This is a genomic window from Antarctobacter jejuensis (assembly GCF_052266595.1).
Classification (GTDB): domain Bacteria; phylum Pseudomonadota; class Alphaproteobacteria; order Rhodobacterales; family Rhodobacteraceae; genus Antarctobacter; species Antarctobacter jejuensis.
In genome coordinates this window covers 37459-55329 of sequence record NZ_JBQQXJ010000024.1, presented here as the reverse complement: position 1 = coordinate 55329, position 17871 = coordinate 37459, and the positions used below count along the sequence as shown (strand labels likewise).

The 17871-nt window shown below is 60.0% G+C and carries 16 protein-coding genes; 8 read left to right on the top strand and 8 right to left on the bottom strand.

From position 1 onward, the window contains the following. Window positions 1-110: 110 nt before the first annotated feature. The 8 genes from ACTXGA_RS22740 to ACTXGA_RS22700 form a co-directional block, all read right to left on the bottom strand. Window positions 111-821 carry a GIY-YIG nuclease family protein gene (locus tag ACTXGA_RS22740; RefSeq protein WP_443397007.1) on the bottom strand — a complete coding sequence of 237 codons (711 nt, stop codon included), beginning with the start codon at window positions 819-821 and terminating at the stop codon, window positions 111-113. Between the two features lie 36 nt (window positions 822-857). Then, complete coding sequence (locus tag ACTXGA_RS22735) at window positions 858-3593, bottom strand: phospholipase D-like domain-containing anti-phage protein (RefSeq protein ID WP_443397006.1); 2736 nt, start codon at window positions 3591-3593, stop codon at window positions 858-860. A 24-nt stretch (window positions 3594-3617) separates the two neighbouring features. After that, entirely contained in the window at window positions 3618-6641 is a 3024-nt protein-coding gene (locus tag ACTXGA_RS22730) for an anti-phage-associated DUF1156 domain-containing protein (protein ID WP_443397005.1), read from the bottom strand. Then, complete coding sequence (locus ACTXGA_RS22725) at window positions 6642-7274, bottom strand: anti-phage-associated DUF3780 domain-containing protein (protein WP_443397004.1); 633 nt, start codon at window positions 7272-7274, stop codon at window positions 6642-6644. Between the two features lie 3 nt (window positions 7275-7277). Next, on the bottom strand, window positions 7278-10397 hold the full coding sequence (locus tag ACTXGA_RS22720) for an anti-phage-associated DUF499 domain-containing protein (protein ID WP_443397003.1): 3120 nt from the start codon (window positions 10395-10397) through the stop codon (window positions 7278-7280). 485 nt (window positions 10398-10882) lie between these two features. Continuing rightward, complete coding sequence (locus ACTXGA_RS22710) at window positions 10883-11290, bottom strand: ParB/RepB/Spo0J family partition protein (RefSeq protein WP_443397002.1); 408 nt, start codon at window positions 11288-11290, stop codon at window positions 10883-10885. Then, window positions 11287-12612 carry a recombinase family protein gene (locus ACTXGA_RS22705; protein WP_443397001.1) on the bottom strand — a complete coding sequence of 442 codons (1326 nt, stop codon included), beginning with the start codon at window positions 12610-12612 and terminating at the stop codon, window positions 11287-11289. Before ACTXGA_RS22705 ends, ACTXGA_RS22710 begins: the two co-directional genes overlap by 4 nt. Next, the gene (locus ACTXGA_RS22700) at window positions 12609-13055 is read right to left on the bottom strand and encodes a DUF2924 domain-containing protein (protein WP_443397000.1); all 447 of its coding nucleotides are present in this window, start codon (window positions 13053-13055) and stop codon (window positions 12609-12611) included. Before ACTXGA_RS22700 ends, ACTXGA_RS22705 begins: the two co-directional genes overlap by 4 nt. A 489-nt stretch (window positions 13056-13544) precedes the next feature. Between ACTXGA_RS22700 and ACTXGA_RS22695 the strand changes: the two genes are divergently transcribed. The 8 genes from ACTXGA_RS22695 to ACTXGA_RS22660 all read left to right on the top strand — a co-directional run bounded on the left by ACTXGA_RS22695 (window position 13545) and on the right by ACTXGA_RS22660 (window position 17871). Next, window positions 13545-14240, top strand: coding sequence for a hypothetical protein (locus tag ACTXGA_RS22695; RefSeq protein ID WP_443396999.1), 696 nt, complete (start codon window positions 13545-13547; stop codon window positions 14238-14240). A 182-nt stretch (window positions 14241-14422) separates the two neighbouring features. Then, window positions 14423-14716 (top strand): helix-turn-helix transcriptional regulator, encoded by a 294-nt coding sequence (locus tag ACTXGA_RS22690; protein WP_443396998.1) that lies wholly within the window; start codon window positions 14423-14425, stop codon window positions 14714-14716. Beyond that, a complete protein-coding gene (locus ACTXGA_RS22685; protein ID WP_443396997.1) occupies window positions 14710-15066 on the top strand; it encodes a hypothetical protein in 357 nt (118 codons plus the stop codon). Before ACTXGA_RS22690 ends, ACTXGA_RS22685 begins: the two co-directional genes overlap by 7 nt. Before the next feature lie 39 nt (window positions 15067-15105). Beyond that, entirely contained in the window at window positions 15106-15591 is a 486-nt protein-coding gene (locus tag ACTXGA_RS22680) for a hypothetical protein (protein ID WP_443396996.1), read from the top strand. 115 nt (window positions 15592-15706) lie between these two features. Next, a complete protein-coding gene (locus ACTXGA_RS22675) occupies window positions 15707-16567 on the top strand; it encodes an ATP-binding protein (protein ID WP_443396995.1) in 861 nt (286 codons plus the stop codon). Between the two features lie 20 nt (window positions 16568-16587). Further along, window positions 16588-17268 carry a hypothetical protein gene (locus tag ACTXGA_RS22670; protein WP_443396994.1) on the top strand — a complete coding sequence of 227 codons (681 nt, stop codon included), beginning with the start codon at window positions 16588-16590 and terminating at the stop codon, window positions 17266-17268. A gap of 4 nt (window positions 17269-17272) precedes the next feature. Next, on the top strand, window positions 17273-17497 hold the full coding sequence (locus ACTXGA_RS22665) for a hypothetical protein (RefSeq protein WP_443396993.1): 225 nt from the start codon (window positions 17273-17275) through the stop codon (window positions 17495-17497). 146 nt (window positions 17498-17643) lie between these two features. Beyond that, a complete protein-coding gene (locus tag ACTXGA_RS22660; RefSeq protein WP_443396992.1) occupies window positions 17644-17871 on the top strand; it encodes a DUF6511 domain-containing protein in 228 nt (75 codons plus the stop codon).

The window sequence follows — 17871 nt, the reverse complement described above, 5'->3', positions numbered from 1 at the left end:
TCAAAAATCCCATGTCGATCACTCCATATCTCCCCGACCAAATCCGTCGGGGCAACGTGTTCACATGGGTCAGTTCTCAGTGAAAATCTGGGGGGCTACCGGGTCACTTCTCAGCGGAAATCAACAGTCCGGACCCTTGCACGGGATCCAGCCGTTACTACAAAGTCCCCAGAAGGACCGATCTCCATCTCTGCAGCGAAGCCCTCACCGCGAAAGTAGAACCGAGGACTCTCATGGATTTCAGCCTTCGGAAGCCCATGCTCGGAGGATTGCTCGGAAACGCGACCGCGGATCTCCCGAAAAAGGTCCCAGCCGAGAGCACCAACGAGTGTCTTGGTTTGATCAACGAACTCATCCATAGCGGCCCGGTCAGGCAGCGGCAGCTTTCCAGCATCGTCAGAGGGCGTTCTGCTATTAGGAAGTGTCCAGCGGGGATTGCTGCCCACGCCGCGGATTAAGCAAGCCTCGACGTAGCGGGCGTGACTCTTGGTAAGGTTCTCGTCCTTGCTGATCAGAACGACCGTGTCGGTCCAAAAGCCCTTAGCATCGCGACCGGCTTCGTTTGAATTGTGATAAGAGAGGCGAATTCCGACGCCTTCGGACTCGCCGATATATGCAAGCTGCCGGTCCTGCGCTTCTTCGTCGGCCCCGATGAGGATGTACACGCCTGGACGTTCGATCTCAGGGAAAGCTTCACGAACCCGACGAAGCTGGTTGCGCCGGAAGGCGATCGCCTGGATCGTCGACATCGAGATTTGTGCCACCCGGATGCCATTCGGATCGCCGTCGAGTAGGAATATATTGATGGAGCGTGGCTTCAAGTCATTGCTTCTCAATTGGTATTTCCGGAACTTGGCTTACGTCCAGCCAGTCCTCATGAGCTTTGCGAAGTCTCGCCGTGAAAGAACCTCTGTGCATTCCCGCCAGTCTCGATCGGAGGGTTCGGCGGTTGCATTGTAGCGAAGATCAAACCCCGTCGCTTCACGCTGTGCATTGATGTATTCATCCATCTTCTCTCCCAGCGTCTCGATGTCGTCTATCCACTCATCTCTAATTGTGTCTGGCAGCGAGCCAAACAGGTCAAAGCGATCTCGCATGCGCTCAGAGAGCCTGTCGTACACCTTCTCATCAACAGTTTGCTCGTTTACGAGGTTAAGCATATCGACCTTTTCTCTGGCTTGACCGAAACGCTTAATCCTTCCAATTCTCTGCTCTAGGCGCGTTGGATTCCACGGAAGATCGATATTGATAAGAGTGCCGAGGGTTTGCAGGTTCAATCCTTCACACGCGGCATCTGTCGCAACCATGATCTTTATTTCGTGCTCAGCGACCATTTTCTTGAGTGTCTCGCGCTCGATGCTGACGCTGTCGCCCTTCTGGTAAAGGCGACTCCGAGATGCGCCTGCATAAAGCCCTATCGCCAAGTCGGGATATAGAGCCGCCAAAGAGTCGGCAATCCACTTTGCGGTATCGTAGTATTGACTGAATATTATTGTCCCGTGGTCTAGCCACTTTTCTCTATCAAGAAAGTGAATTGTGGCCTGGAGCTTGGGATCGCCATCAATTCGTTCTAACCGGGAAATGAGGCGCTCCAGTGCCAATTTTTCCTCGGACCCCTCCGCAGTCAGTTCGATAACCTGATCCTCGGTTTCTTCCTCGACAGTTCTGCCGGCCAATAGAGTTCGAGCGGTGTTCAGGCCTGCTGCGATGCTCGAGCAAATCCGCTGCTCCATGAGATTCTTCATAAAGCCGCTCCCCTTCCCGCGCTTGGAGAGAGCCTTGCCGAATGCTCTAGCCTCTCGATACGCTTCCCGGAAATCATCATTGGTCCTAAGCGCCTTACCTTCGAATAGTGCGTCGAAACGCTGTGTGTCGCGGATGTATCTGCGATCAGGATGCAGATCGACACCGATCCTCGGCAGCAACCCTGAGGCTTCGAGGTCAGCGCGTTTTCGTAGAACGATGTGTCGGATGAAGGGGTTCTCTCGCTGAAAAAAAGTGGCACCCGATATCTTCCGCTCAAGATCTTCTTCTAGGATTTCTCGCGTATCATCACTCAATTGCGTGATGGGGGCAGAAGTTTCGGTCTGTCGTTCGTTCAGGCCCAGGTCCTGGCGGATGGCGCTGAAGAGCTTCCGGGCACGCAGTTCATCCGTGGAATTGACAACGGGCAGTGGTGAGCGAAGCAGTTCCCATCCGAAATCCGGGTCGTCTACATTGGTTTGCCCGGAGATAAGCGGCAAGACCGCATCTGGCTGGTGCCATCTCGAATACTCATTACCAAGGACGAAGCGTCCCTTGCCTTTGTGGAGGATGCGCATGAGGTCCCACAAATCCTCTGACCGTGTCTGGATCGGAGTTGCGGTGCCGAGCAATACATGGTCGCTGCGTTCTGCGACTGCGTTGACGAATGCGAGGAGCTCATTCGGGGTACCTGCGTCTCGACCGAAGCCTTGTCGACTTCGGGCCTTGTGCGCTTCATCGAGGATCACGAGCGCGAAGCGCAGACCTAGAAGATGCTGTTTTTCGAGGCTGTCGCGCATCATGAGACCTGTGGACACAATGCCGATCCTCAATGGGCAACGCGCGATCTGTTCCCGCCCCGCAGGAGAGATCACCCGGTCTTCGTGATCGAGCCAGACTTTCTTCTGCGTCTCCCACCTCGCGCAAGGTATCCCGAGCTTGTCGACCATCTCGGTCTGCCACTGCTCGCAGAGCGTTGCCGGCGCGAAGATCACGACAGGCTTTTGGCTCCCACTATCCTTGTCTTGGACTAAGCAAAGGGCGAGCGCCGCAGTGCCGAGCGAGAGTGTCTTCCCAAGACCAACTTCATCGGCAAGAAGGAGGCGGACGATGCCATGGTTGGAATAGTGGCGCAGGCACTCAGTCAAGAAGTCTTGCTGCCACGGCTGTAGAGAAAAACCTTCTCGATAGAGCGGCGACTCTATAAGGGCAGCAGGTGCGATGCCTTCTGGGTCATCGAGTTCGTCGAAAAGCACTTCACGGCGATAGCCGCGCCGATGCACCTCACGGATCACTGCGCGCGGCAATTCCTTTGCCGCTCTCCAGAGGAAGTCGAACTCCTCCTCGATCCAGGCAACGCCCTCTGGGGACGAGTCCTCCCACAGGATTTCATAGTGGCGCTGCCAACCGCTGCTGGTCTCATTCATAGATCCGATGAAGCCCAGCTTTCTGCCGTCCGCGCACTCGATCACGCCGGCCTTGCCATGGAGGAAGCCACAGACGTTATCAGGGGCGACCCGAACCGCCTGGCCGTGCTTCTTCAGAAATGCGTCTAGCCGCCGGTACCGCTCTCGGTTCAGGAGAGCTTCAGCCTCCAGCGCACGCTCGTTCCAACGCCCGATCATCTTGGCTTCGCGCAGCTTGGCGACCTTCAGATCATCGGGGTGAATGTCGACGTTGCAGACGATCTTCACCTCGGGGATCTGATCCAGCAACTCACCGGCCACCTCGAAGAGCGAACTGGTGAAGTAGCCGGCGATCCGCTTGTAACTGCGGGCACCCTTGAGGTGCTCGAGAAGGATCGTCTGATCGAGACGATGCTTCCGTGAAGAGAACCGACGTATGGTCATGTCGCGGGCCCCTCTCTGAGCGCGTTACTGGTTGAACGCGCGAAGGTTCTTGAGACGTCCGCCGAGGACCTCGGCGGCATCACGGACCTCTTGTTCGGGGGCTTTCCGCTCGATGAACGAGAGCATGTCGATCAACAGCGGCCGGATTTCGAGGAAGTCCGGCAGGTCTTCCTGGATCTGGCCCACGACGACCGCCGGTTCCGTTTCCGCCAAAAGCTGCTGCAGACCGATGATCAGTCGGCCGAGCCAGGTCGGACCGATTTCGGTGCTGTCCGTCAGGTCGCGGGAGGCGAACTCGGTCACGCGCTTGAGGCGCGCGCTGTTGGCGGCCATGGTACCCATCACCTTACCGTAGTCGGCAACGCGGAACGCCTTCGCGAAATTCTGGTAGTTGTCGAGCTTGCTGGCGCCCGTCGTCTCCATGTCCATCATGCGGAAGTAGAACCGCTGAATACCGGTCAGGCGGGACCACGTCTCAGCCTCGAGCCCTTCGGGTACGAGAAGGCTGTTGGCCGCTTCTGCAGCTTGCTGGACGATCTCGTCGACGACGGTCTCCTCACCACGCTGGCGCGGTCGCAGCGCGAAGCTTGTCACGTCGTCTCCGCCGATATGGGTGTAGGCGGTGAGCACCTTCAGCGCGGCGGCATATCCCGCCATCTGCAAGTCGGAGTCGTTGAAGACCGGCTCGCCGAGCTTGTCCTTCACCTCGTCATTGAGGTGCATCATGCTCTCGATCTGTCGTTCCACCTCGGTGCGGACGGCGGGGAGGATGCGCTGTTTGAAGCCGGAGCGTTCTCCGGCCGGCCGCTTGCGCAGCATCAGGATGACCGTGCCCTGGACGTAGCCGCCCTTCTTCAGCTCAGAGGTCGTTTCGGTGGCGATGTACCAGGCCGCCACCACCTGGAGCCCTGCAGCCCAGAAGATCCCGACCATGTCCGACCACACACCAGTGTCCTGATGTGTGAACATCACGCACTGCATGCCATTGTCCGGCATGTGCTCAGCCATGGCGCGATAGGCGTCGACCATGCCCCGCCTGAAATCGTCGCCAGTGCCCTTTATGGCAAGCGCGCGACGAGAGTCCCAAACCCACTCATCGAAAGGCGTCGGTGGATTTCGCCGAAGCCATGCTATGAAGTACTCTGTGATTTCATGATAGTGCACCGCATCAGCGTAGGGTGGGTCTGTGATGAATAGGTCGCAATTCATCTCGACTTCAGACGCTGGAAGCGAACGAACAACTCGCCCGGTTTTGATGTTCTCTTTCTTTGCAATCGGCGACTCAAATAGGTCGCGAAATGCAGAAATTGATGCTCGGCATCCGTAGTTATAAAATGTGTTCAGTGCCATGTTGTAGAAAACATCGAGCGCCAGATCGTGTCCAACCGCCGGTGACCATCTCGACATTTTCGACTCAACGTTAAGAATGCGGCATAGTAAGATGTTGAAGTAAGCCTCATGTTCCGAACGCATTTCCTCCTTCAAAGTCGCGTTAAGTAGGAGGTGCCTAGCATTGAAAAGATGGTGCCAGTAAGTCCAGCCCCTTGTTCTAATGGGCTCATCTGTTTTGTCACCGGGTTCAATTGCCATGTCTGGCAACAACCCATCTCGCTGCCAGCGCTCGAGGTTGTCTTTCACAATAGTCTTTACGCGCTCTTCTCGAGCAATATCCGCTTGTGTGACAGCGGCGAAGTAAGTCTGCAGCCGGCCTTGTCCGAGGCTATCTCGCTTAATCCAATGAACCGCGTAGAGGCGCTCTTGGAATACATCGTCAGCGCGAGGCTCAAAGTCGGATTTCTCCCATTTGCGAATCCTATTTATTGTAATGCCGTCTGGTCCGCGAAAATCGCCTCTCAGGCTCTTGATCGAAGTTCGATAGGTTTTTCCATCGAGATCATAAACCATATTGCCATCTTGAACTGTGCCTTTGTCCGCAAGTCTCATGTCGTCAGCGGATACTCCGGAATGCACCTCTATTGAGAAGTTCTTCTTGGCATGGTCTGGAACCAGTCGCGCGATGACCTTTTTGCTTTTCGAGATTATCCAACTTGGCGACAAAGGAACCATCCAGCCTGTCTCTGGGCACCTGGCCTCTAGGCAGTAGATGTACGCCTTGGCGACATTTCCCTCATCGTCGGTTTCAACTCCGAGGTCGCGGATCTTTCTCTTAATGCTATGGGCAAGTCGCTGTTGAGCCCTTTCAATTTCAGCATACTCGGTAGGGCTGGCACCAACGACATTTAGGGCACCCCAAGTCAACATGCACGCGATAGGGTTTAGGTCAGATGCATACACGTCGCACCCAATGCGTGCGGACTCGAATGGAATCGAGCCGCCACCTGCGAACGTATCGCCGACGCGCGGTCGATGCCCGAAGCGCAGTTCGCCCATTTGCCCAATGAGTTCCTGGATCGACCGCGCCTTGATTCCCCACTTGGCAAAGTGGTCGTTCACTGCGGGCCAGATCGGTGCGTATAGCCAAGCCTGATCAACTTCTTCAGGTCGCTTGCAGAAACCGGCTTTCTCTTCGTAGGTCGAGAATGTTTCAAGTGTTCGCTCAATGAGCCGGATCTTGGCGTCGTCGGAAGTGTCCCGATCCCAACGCAGAGAGATGCCTTCCTCATCTGCGTCGAACGGACACTCGAGGTTCAGAAGGCGATCACCAGCGTCAAGCTCGTCGCGCCCTGTGAATGTGAAGTAGTCCCAAGGGTTAGACAGCGAAATGCGTGAAGCGATATGCTTCGGCTTGAGATCATTTTGAACAAAAGCACGTCGCGCGAGTCCGTGATCGTCGAAAGCCATCAATTTCTCGAAGATCTCGAGGTCCTTCTCGCTGTCGCCGGTCTGCGGCAGTAGCGAGCCAAGGACGATGGCGCGCACCAGAATGAGCGGTTTGCGACCTTTCCAGTACGAACCTAGGCCCGTGAGGGTCTGGCCAAGATTCGCCTTCCTTTCCTTCTGAGCCTCGAAAGAAATCTTTTGTGCAGGAAAAACCGCCTCGATGAGGGCGGGCGCGTCCTTCAGCGAGACGGGGGTCAAGTCGTTCATTCAGATCTCGTCGTCAAAAAGGTCGAGGGTCGGCCGGTCACTGGCCTTCCCGATTTGTCTTCTGGCGCGGGGCTGCATCAGATCGCTCTGTGCGACATCTCCAAGCGCGTGTCGAAGGGCGAGCCGCCAGCCACGGCCGGCGTCCTTTACCGTTCCGGTGGCCATTGCCGTCATGCCAAAGAGCCACCACCGTTCCTCCGGGCGAAGCGCCAGCCAGTTGCGGACCGCGACGGCGATCTTGTCCATCTCCATGTCCTCGACCGCCCATGCCAGAACGCAGAGTTCCTTGCCGAGCAACCGGTCAACAGGGTTCTCCCCGACCTTCCAGGCGGATGTCTTCAGGTCATGGGCCTTCAGCCGCGCGTTGAAGGCGCGCTGGACTTCGCTGCGGATCGCGGTCCAGCGTGGGCGGTCCAGAACGACCCGGTCCATCACCGCAAACTCGTCGCTACTGGCCTGCAGTCCGAGGTATTCGCTGATCTGGACCTTCCCGGAGTTGGCCGGAGGGATCCTGACCTTGAAGTGGTGAGGGTCCGACGTTGCAGGCACACCGAACCCGAGCGTCGGCTTGGCATCGCGGCCATCTCCGGCGTCCAGGTTCGTCTTCTTGCCTGCCGTCTGCCCTTTGGGCATTCTCTACGCCTCCTGCACCAGGTCCCCGGGTTTCAGATCCAGCCCCGCGATCTTCGCGAACTCCTTCACGGCAAAGCCGTTCTCGAACTCCACGCCGTCGCTGATCGTGATTGCGACCGGCGCCTGATCCTCCTTCAAGACCTCGCGGAGACTGTTGACGACGCCCTCGATCATGCCGGCTGTCACGGCGCGCTCCTGGAAGCGCACGGTTACGGTGTTTTCGCCTTCGCCGATCTCGATGCGTACGCCCCTGAAGAGCGTGTTGTCATTGTCCTTGAATTTGTTGATGACGCCGTAGACCCGGTCGGTCGTGTCGAGAGAGACACGCTTCCCCTGAAGCCTCGCGGGCTTAGTGTCATCGATCTGAACCCGCTTGTCGCCGCTTGCGGGGATCTGGAAGTCCGCCGTCTTGTTGGCTTCGCCGGCACGTGCATAGACCAGTAGTCGGAGCGCCTCCGGACCGATCTCGAATGGCTGCGTGTAGTCGATGCCATCCTTCGGGTTAGAGCCGTCGAGCGAGTACGTAATCGCCGCCCTAGGTGTCGACTGCAGAGTGACGCGGCGCTTGTCTCCTGCGGGGTCAACCTGATGCCGTATCTTCAGCTCAGCCACCCAGCGAACGGGTGGGCCGCTCTCGAACTTGCCGGTCGGATCCTTGACCCAGAAATACAGCGATCCTTCACTCGTCGAAAAGTTGTCCAGGTCGTCGACCTTCGGATCGGCCTCAGTGACCTCGGCCCTTGGAGAGTAATGAACTACCGGGCTGTCTCCTGCGTTGCGGGGCGTGAGGCTCAGGAGGGACTCGCCTGTGTCCGTGCTTCCCTGCAGCGAGACATTGATCGTCGTCTTTTCCTTCGGGAAAGGGCCCTTCTCGATGTAGCCGTCTTCGCCAAGACGCCACCGCCCTTGCTTCAGAGCCTCAGTCTTTAGCGCCTCCAGACCACCGGCGCCCGGCATCCATGGCCATACCGGATTGCCCTTGGCCCGGCTGACGACGTCCTTCCATGGTGTGCGCCGGTTGTCCTTACCAGAGGGCCAGAGGTACTCCTCGGCCATCGCGAAATACTGGCTGAATTCCTCGGCCATATCGAGCGCGAGCTTGTAGTTGGCGCGCGGGCTCGCAAGCAGGTTCTCGATCTGCAGCTCCGCCGACTGATCTCCTTGGCCAGTTCGCAGCCCATTGTCGATGGTCACCGCCATCAACCGTTCGCTGCCGTCAGTCTCTTCAAGCGCCGGGTAATAGATCCGATTGTACCCAGCTGACAGAGCCTTGTGAAAGCGATCTTCTGCGTCTTCCAGGCGGTCTCGCGCCTCTTCGAACAGGGTGTCGCCAGGCTTAAGCCGCTTTGAGATTTGTTCGATAGCGTACAGCTCCCGAAGCCGATCTTCTACGGCATCGGCGAGATGACTGTCCTGACCAGTAAGCACAAGGAGATTGTTCTTCTCTTGTTGGTAGTCGAAGAAATTCTGCAATTCGTTCGGCGGGACCCGACCGTCCGGGCGGATCACAATCGTGGTGCGAGGGCCGCTGAGACGCAGGTCGTCAAGCTTGGGGAGAACTTGAAGCTCCTGATATGCGCGCTTGCTGGACGGCTGAAGGATACCCGTCAGTCGATTTATCAGCGCTTGGTCGATCTTGGGCTGCGGTATCTCTTTTGCAGTACGCTCAATCTGCCGTGAGAGATTCTCCGTCTCTTTCACGAAGAAGCGCTGTTCCTCTCGATGTAAGTACCAAGCCTGCTCGCGGAGACGTTCGAGTGCCGACAAGAACTCATCCGGCTTTCGATTGGGTGCGGCAAGAAACTCGATAATCTCGCTGTCTGACAGGCCGATCCTGCCACCCACAGCGCGCGAGAGTGACGATGCAAGCAAGAGGGTCATAACCTGCTGGGCGGCGTCGGCTCCGAGCTCGTCATCGATCGTTTCTGAGATAGAATTGCCGGAGTCGGCTATGTCTCGGGTAACAGCAGGGAGAAGCTTGGGAGCGATGCGTTCAATTTCGTCGCGTACCTGGTCGTCGTTCAGGTCCAGATGCTGAGTGCCAATGAGGAACACATCATCTGACTTCCGCTGCTCGACACTCTTCAGAAGTCGTGCAGTGAATTGCATCAAGCCACGGGTCTGCCGGAAGCCTTCATTCTCTTTGAACAGCGCGACAAGATGTTTGAACGAAGGATGGAAAGGATACGTCTCGCGTACTTGCTCAGCAATCTGCTCGATACTTGAGGCAACGATGTACCCGCCATCTTCCGCCTTTTTCACCTGCTGCGCATATTCCTCAGCGATGTCGGCGACCGTTCTTTCGTCCGGCAACTGATCGATCAGGCGCTTCTTAAGGATTTCGTATATTTCGTTTCCCGCCAGCTGGACTGGGGTAATCGTCATTGCCTGGCGGCGCGCCTCCTGCTGCAGATTCCCAACGGCTTCAGCGAGTGCCTTTATTTGAGACTTGTAACTGCCTGATAGGTTAGCGATCACAATGGCGCAGTTCGGAAGCTCTAGAGCTGCGCTCATCAAGGAGCTCAGAGAGTAGACCACCATATCCGCAAGCGTGCCAGCACCCACGGATTGAGTGGCAGCGTTTTGAAGATAAGGTGGTAGCTCGTCCAGTAGGATTAGCGTTGGCTTATCGCCAATGATCTCTTTCCATTTTCTTTGGTCGACTGCCCGGGGGCCGTTCGCCCAATGCGGCCGTATGGCTTCATCGGCACCAAGTTGGGAAGCTATCTCGCCCCAGATGTAGTTGTCGGGGCTGTTGCGACCATTGAAAGCGGCAATCCTTGCCTCTGCAAAGTCGACCCGCTTGTTGAGCTCCTCCGGGAGGACTTCAGGCCGCAAATGCGGATGGCGTGCCAGCAACCCAAGGGCAACCATCATGTGGGTCTTACCACCACCCATGGCTTGGGTAAGCTCGAAAACCGCTTGGTCTGATTTCCCGGATAGACGTAGCATGCCCTCCTTGAAAAGCTGCTCCATTCCGTGCGTCACGAAGTTCCGGGCAAAAAAGTCGCGCCCATCACCATTATCAGCGATCAAGTCAGCGAGGTTTTCGATACCCTCGGCCATCCGATAATCCTTGATCACCGGATTGAACATGCAACCTTGCTTAACTGTCTTGATCACTTGGACTGCTCCCCACGCTTCGTCTCTTCCGCAGCGTTTGGGACCATATGACCGTGGCGACCGCAATAGTCCAAGATCATGACTTCGACCATGTTGGCCAAGGACCGGTGCTCTCTTTCGGCAGCATTTCGCAGCGCGTCCTTGAGGGCTGGATCGAGTCTCAAGGTGAGCGTCGCCGTTTTGTTGCTGGCCATCATGGGGATCCACATGTGCTGCAAAAGTAATGCACACCGCAGTATCACACGCTAGCGCACCATGTGAAAGCCTTGAAAGCGCTCTATCTTGATCACTTGCGTTCATCTCGCGAGCGTTTGGCTGACCGAAGCCGTCTTTGCACCCGCCGACACCTGCTGCGCATCGGCCGCAAGGCGGGTTAAGCCTTCCGTAGGCCCGACTTGCGGCTAGCGGAGGAGATTCCAGAAGCACTGCCGTGGAAGCTGCAAGCTCAAATAGATATGGGAGAAATCTTAACTCTGGATGATTGCTCATGGTTTGTCCGATGCAATCAGAGATCCGAAACTTGCGAGCTGCGCAATCCACTCCTTGGGAAACGACTGCAGCACCTGCGCGAGCGTCACCTCCGGCGCCTGATTCCCGTCCAAAACCGCCTCTACGATTTCAGGCGCGAGCAGGGTCAGGCGCAGGACGCGGGTCATGTAGGAGTGCGCAATCCCCTCGCGCTCGGCCAGTTCGGCGATGGTGGCGAACTCCCCGGATTCGATCATCCGTTTCCACCGAAACGCGCGGGCGAGCGCCTTGACCAGCGCGCTGTCCGCCCGGCGCGACGGCGTGGCGCCGTCCGGCAACTGCATCTCCTTTCGTCCGCCGCGCTTCACGACGCGGAACGGGACGTGGAGCGTCACAGTCTCGGCGATCGGCGCGCTGCGGGTCATGCAGCGGCCTCGATATCGCCGGCCAGCATCTCGCGCGCGAGACCGGCAAGGCCGTCGATGCGCATCTTGACGTTGAGCCCCTCGGTGCCGATGTCGACGCGCTCGACCAGCAACGTGACGATGCGCGCCTGTTCTGCTGGGAAGAGTTCGTCCCACAGCGGGTAGAGTTGCATCAGGGCCATGCGGGCGTCGGCATCGGTGATGTCGTCGGCGTGGGAGCGTGCGGCCTTCCATGTCCCCGCCACGATTTCGGGTTGACGGAACACGGCGCGGAGTTGGTTGATGACGGCTGCCTCGATCTCGCCGGCGGGAACGCGGCCGACCGGACATGATCCGGCGCCGTGTTTCAGCACCGTCTGGCTGACATAGTAGCGGTACAGTCGGTCGCCCTTCCGCGTGTGGCTCGGCGAAAAGGCCGCGCCGTCCGGTCCGAACAGCAGTCCCTTCAGCAGCGCCGGCGTCTCTGCCCGGGTCCGCGCGGCGCGCTTGCGCGGACTCTCCTGCAGGATGGCATGGACGCGGCCCCACATCTCATGGTCAATGATGGCGTCGTGCTCGCCGGGATAGCTTTCGCCCTTGTGGACCGCTTCACCGATGTAGGCTCGGTTCGAGAGCAGCCGGTACAGGTACTTCTTGTCGATCCGGTTGCCCTTGGGCGTCCGGATGCCCTGCCGGGCGACTTCCCGCGCCAGTTCCGTGCATGAGCCGATCTCGAGAAAGCGCGAAAAGATCCAGCGGACGTGCTCGGCGCGTTCGTCATCGATTACCAGTTTCCGGTTTTCGACCCGGTACCCATAGGGCGGCACCCCGCCCATCCACATCCCCTTCTTGCGGCTGGCGGCGACCTTGTCGCGGATGCGCTCGGCCGTTACTTCGCGCTCGAACTGGGCGAAGGAGAGCAGGATGTTCAGCGTCAAGCGGCCCATTGAGGTGGTGGTGTTGAAAGACTGCGTGACCGAGACGAAGGTCACGCCGTTGCGGTCGAACACTTCGACCAGCTTGGCGAAGTCGGCCAGCGACCGGCTGAGACGGTCGATCTTGTAGACCACCACCACGTCTACCAGCCCGTCCTCGATGTCCTCCATCAGCCGTTTGAGGCTGGGGCGCTCCAGCGTTCCGCCGGAGATGCCGCCGTCGTCATACTGATCGCGGACAAGCACCCAGCCTTCGGACCGCTGGCTTGCGATGAAGGCCTCGCAGGCCTCGCGTTGGGCGTGGAGCGAGTTGAACTCCTGCTCCAGTCCTTCCTCGGAGGATTTTCGGGTGTAGACCGCGCAGCGGAGTTTGCGGACAACCTTGGATTTGTCGGCCACCTTTGTCATGACCGGCCTCCCTGACGCTTGAGTCCAAAGAAGACGAGACCGTTCCAACGCGTGCCCGTGATCGCGCGGGCGACCGCCGACAGCGACTTGTAGGGCCGCCCCTGCCATTCGAAACCGTCGACCATGACGGTGACGACATGCTCGACGCCCTGCCACTCGCGCATCAGCCTTGTGCCGGTGATCGGCATGGCGTCCGCGCGGATGCGGCTCTTCTTACGGTCGCCGCCGTCGAGTTCCTCCCCCAGCCGCTCCAGCCGCCGTATGGTCTCGGGCTTCAGCCCGCCATAGGCCAGTTCCTGGATGCGGTAGGCCAGGCGGCTTTCGAGGTAGCGGCGGTTGAAAGGCGGCGGCTCGCTGTCGAACAGTTCGCTCCATTGGGTTTTCAGCTCCGGCGTCGGGGTGGTTTTCAGCGCAGCCAGGCGCGCGGGGATCGTGTCGGTCATGCCGTTCTCCGGTCAGTTGGACCTGCACTACCGCTCTGAAGACCCGAGTTGTGTAGCGGAAAATCTCCGGTTTCGACCGGAAGTTCACCCCTCTCTCGCAGGCGCAAACGGATGAGGCCGAGAGCCAGCAGACCGCACAACTCGGCGCGGCGTTCAGCAGGCGACATCCGGTCGGGATAAAGGGCGTTCGCGTGAACGCGCGGGCGGCGGAGGGAGAAAGCGATCTTGTGTTCCATGCCTGATCGCTGACGTCGGCTGCAGGATTCGACAAGCGATCTCAGATGGTTGTGGGGCTCCAGCGAAACCCTGCGGGGTCTTTCGAAGGTTCACGCGAGACTTGACAGACGCTGAGATTTCTCGGCGCGCCGCATCGGGAATCGTGCCGGCATTTTGCGCGTTCTCAGCTTGATAAAATGTCGATTGCGGGTCGCCGCGCCGGGTTCTAGTCGACTTGAAAACCAACCCAAAAATGAATCGGAGGCGGGATCTATGTATATAGAAAAGAAATACTTTTCTCTCGAGGAAGTCATGGAGCGCTGGCAGATGCCCGAACGTGACGTGGGGTATCTCGCGGAGAACGACGAGCTCAGTCTTTCCGTGCGCGTCAGCCGTCTCTGTCTGGAAGTCGGCCGGCTGATTGCGTCATCCGATTTGGGGCGTTGGGTTTGGGATGCTTGCCAACGATACTCCGGCCTCGTCGATCTGCATGCCGATGACGCCTGCATGGTGTTTCGGTGTGCCGAGCAGCATCTCACCGAGTTCAGAGACCCGAACGGCGACCGCCTCCGCATTCCCGAAGCCAGTCCGTCCGTGCACGTCATGTTGGGTGACCTGCTGGTGCGGCGCGAGGAGCGTGACCGGGTCGAACAGGTGCAAGGATTTGGCGCTGGGATACTCAGATCCGGAAACCTCGCCTTCTCGACCTCGACGGATTTCCGAAACGTCAGCTGGAAAGGCACGCATTATCGCTTTGGCGAAGTCCAGGCGCGTGTGTTGCGAGAGTTGCGCCGCGCGGCCGATGAAGGCGAACCGTGGCAATCCGGAAAGCACCTTCTGACCCAGGCGGGGTCAAGGAGCATGCGAATGGCCGATGTCTTCAAATCGCAGCCCGTTTGGCGCGAGTTGATCGAATCGAACGGCCGGGGCCACTACCGGCTGAGAGCCGAACTGGGCCTGCCCGAATAGAAACCAGGTGGGATGCCGCTCCCCCGTACAGGGGGAGCGCTGTGGGATCACGATCCCCCACCAGACGACAACCATCTGATTTTCCGGAACGAAATTTTTCACGCGTATCCCCCTGCGATCCCCACGACATCCCCCTGGCCGATTTCGCATCCTGATCTCCAACGCAGTCCACGGAGATCACGATGCAGCCGCGTCACCTCAACCAGATCGAGCTTTCCCGCCGGTGGAACATCTCCCATCGCACGCTGGAGCGGTGGCGGAGTATCGGACAGGGCCCGGACTTCCTGAAACTCGGCGGCCGGGTTCTTTATCGCCTGAGCGACGTCGAGGCCTATGAGCAGGACCAGCTTCAGCGCGCGATCAAGGTCAGCAACGCCGTCGACCGGTCCGGCGCGGCCCCGCGTCGACTGACCGCCGATCCCGCCCGCGCCAGCTTCCGCTCTGATCTGGCCCTGCGGGCTCCGCGGGCATGCTGATGTCGCGGCCAATACCATGCGGTCGCCCGGTTCAACCGCCGCGACTCACCGACATCGCGTTCTGCGCCTGGGTGGCGCAGGCCGAGCCGGGTGACCGGCTGATCTATCACACCGGCTTCCTGGCGCTGGATACCTTCAAGCTCTTCACTCGGCTCGACGAGCGCGCGCGCAAGGATCTGATCGACTTGGCAGGCCGGGCGTTCCAGGCCTTCGAACTGGGTCTCGTGCACCTCGTCCAGGAACGGCTTGATATCGACAGGTTTGTCTACGTTGCCGTCGCGCGGCCGAGGTCGAAACACGGCAATGCCGGGTTAACCGAGCTGCTGCTCGAAGGCGCCGAAGCCGCCTGATCGCCTCTTTCTTGAAACGCCCCTCACGGAGATCAATCCATGCCTTTCCCCGAAAACGCCCCCGGCGTCGATGACCTGCCCGGACTCAGCCCGGCGGAGATCGCGTCCCTGCCGGTCGAGTTGCTGGCAATCCTGCAGCGCGAACTCGACGCCCGCCTGAAACAGATCCGGGCCGCGAAGGACCGGTTCGATGTCGGCCTGACCACCCGCTATGCACACGATGCCGCAGCGGCACGCCGGGCGGAGGGCAAGGATGCCGGCACGGTTCGCTTCGCTGACGGCGATTTCACTGTGGTGGCCGACCTGCCCAAACGCATCGACTGGGACCAGGCGCAACTCGCCGCGATGGTCGAGCGTATCCGGTCGGCCGGTGACGATCCCGACCAGTATGTCGACATCGCCTACAAGGTGCCGGAGCGCAAATACGCGGCCTGGCCGGAAGCCATCCGCGCCGGGTTCGAACCGGCACGGACCGTCGGCAGCGGCAAACCGAGCTTCCGTCTGGAAGGGGCGGAGACCGTCTGACCGTCCCGAACACGGCGGTGGGGAAGCCCGGTTCGCAAGGCCGGGCAGGTTCCCCTTCGGCTCCCGGTCATCCCCCGCCGCCGTCAACCCTGTCTCAATCGCAAAGGAGCGCGCCTTGGCATTGCGCATCATCACCGCCGACGAACGCCTGTCGGCCGCCGAAAACAAGACCTCGCTGGCGGTCTTCGGCCCGCCCGGCGTGGGCAAGACCACGCTGGTCAAATCCTTGCCCGAGGACAAGGCCGTCTGCTTCGACCTCGAAGCCGGCATGAAATCCGTTCAGGACTGGCGCGGTCCCAGCATCCCGATCCGCAGCTTCTCGGATTTCCGCGACCTGGTGATCCTGATCGGCGGACCGGACCCGGCGCAGCACCCCGGCAGCTATTACGGTGCCGAGTACCACAAGCATGTGCAGGCGACATACGCCGAAAGCGGTCTGGAAGCCTTCCTGCAGCAACGCTCGATCATCTTCGTCGACAGCATCACCGATCTGACGCGCCAGGCCATGGCCTATGCCAAGCAGCAGGCGGAGGCATTTTCCGAGCGCACCGGCAAACCCGATGTCCGCGCCGCCTACGGCCTTCTGGGCCGCGAGGTCATCCAGGCGCTGAAACACCTCCAGCATGCCCGAGGCAAGACCGTGATCTTCGTGGGCGTGCTGGAAAAACTGACCGACGAATTCGGCACCTCTTCTTGGCTGCCGCAGATGGAAGGCTCGAAAGCCGGCCGCGAACTGCCGGGCATCGTCGACCAGGTCATCTCCATGCAGCTCTTCGCGAAGGACAGCGAGGGCACCTGGGTGCTCGACGAGAAATCGACCGAGCGCCGCCTGGTCTGCACCTCGGGCAATCCCTGGGGGCTGCCGGCGAAAGACCGCTCCGGTCGGCTCGACACGACGGAACGGCCGGACCTCGCCGCACTGCTGGCCAAGATCGATGGGCGGCCCATCCCGGCCGCGCCCCTGAACCCCGCCTGATCCAGAAAAGGATGACCCACATGAACTACGATCTGAACGATGCCGGCCCGCAGATGGCGCCGATGGGCGAACTGATCCCCGACGGCAGTTTCGCCAGGGTGATGATGCGGATCCGCCCCGGCGGGGTGAATGGCGCCACGCCCATGGACGCCGGCCTCCTGAAGGCCTCGCCGCACAGCGATGCCAGGATGCTCGATTGCGAGTTTACCGTCGTCGAGGGGCCCTATGCGCGGCGCAAGTTCTGGCAGAACTTCACCGTTGCCGGCGGCAAGCTCGACGACAAAGGTCAGTCCAAGGGCTGGAACATCTCGAAAAGCACCTTCCGGGCGATGATCGACAGCGCGCTGGGACTGATGCCGGAGGATGCCAGCCAGTCGGCGCGGGAGAAACGGGTGATCGGCGGGCTGAAGCAGCTCGACGGGATCACCTTTGCTGCACGGATCATGGTGGAGACCTCGGACAACGAGACCTACCGCGACAGCAACAAGCTGGCCAATGTCATTCTGCCCAACGAGCCGGTCTATGCGGCGATCATGCGCGGCGAGAGCGTGGCACCCGATCCGGTCAAGGCGCCGCCGCGGAAATCCGCCGCCCCGACGCCTCCGGCCTGGTCGGCGGCCTCTCAGGCACCGGTCGCGCCATCACCTTCAGGCCCGGCAGCGCCTGTCCCGGGGGCAGCGCCCGCCTGGCTGAACAGCTGACGCGATGACCCCGGATGAGTGGCAGGCGCATGTGACGCGCGCGGCGGCAAGGGAGATCGGCAAATGGCTCGAGGCCCGCGGAAGACTGGATCGACCCATCGCAAGCCTCGGGCTTTCCGATCTCGACGCCATGGCATCGCGGGCGATCGGCCGCTACCTGCTCCTGTCCGCGCAGAGGCCGGCGCCACCGGCGGACCCATTCGGCCTCGACAGCCTGCTGATGGGGTGACGCCCGGCGTCTGTGCTCTCTGCGGCCGGCAGGCCCGGGGCTTCGGCTTCTGCCTGCAGCTGAAAAGGGCGCGGTATCCCTCCTACAGTTTCTGTTCGCGCCGGTGCCAGGACATCGGCGCGGACCTTGCCCAGAGGAATTTTGGAATGATCGACAAATCCGACCGCGAGGCCCAGGCCATTCGCGACGCCCGAAAAGGGTTTGCCGCGGCGCTGACCGAGCTCGGCCTGATGGCGCCGTTTTTCCACCGGAGCGCCGCCGAGATCGACCGGCTGATCGAGGCGGCCGTCACCGGCTACATCGACAGCATGCAGTCCCAGGGCGCGAGCCCCGACAACAAGGGTCGGCCCTTCGACGACCCGATCCCCTTCTGA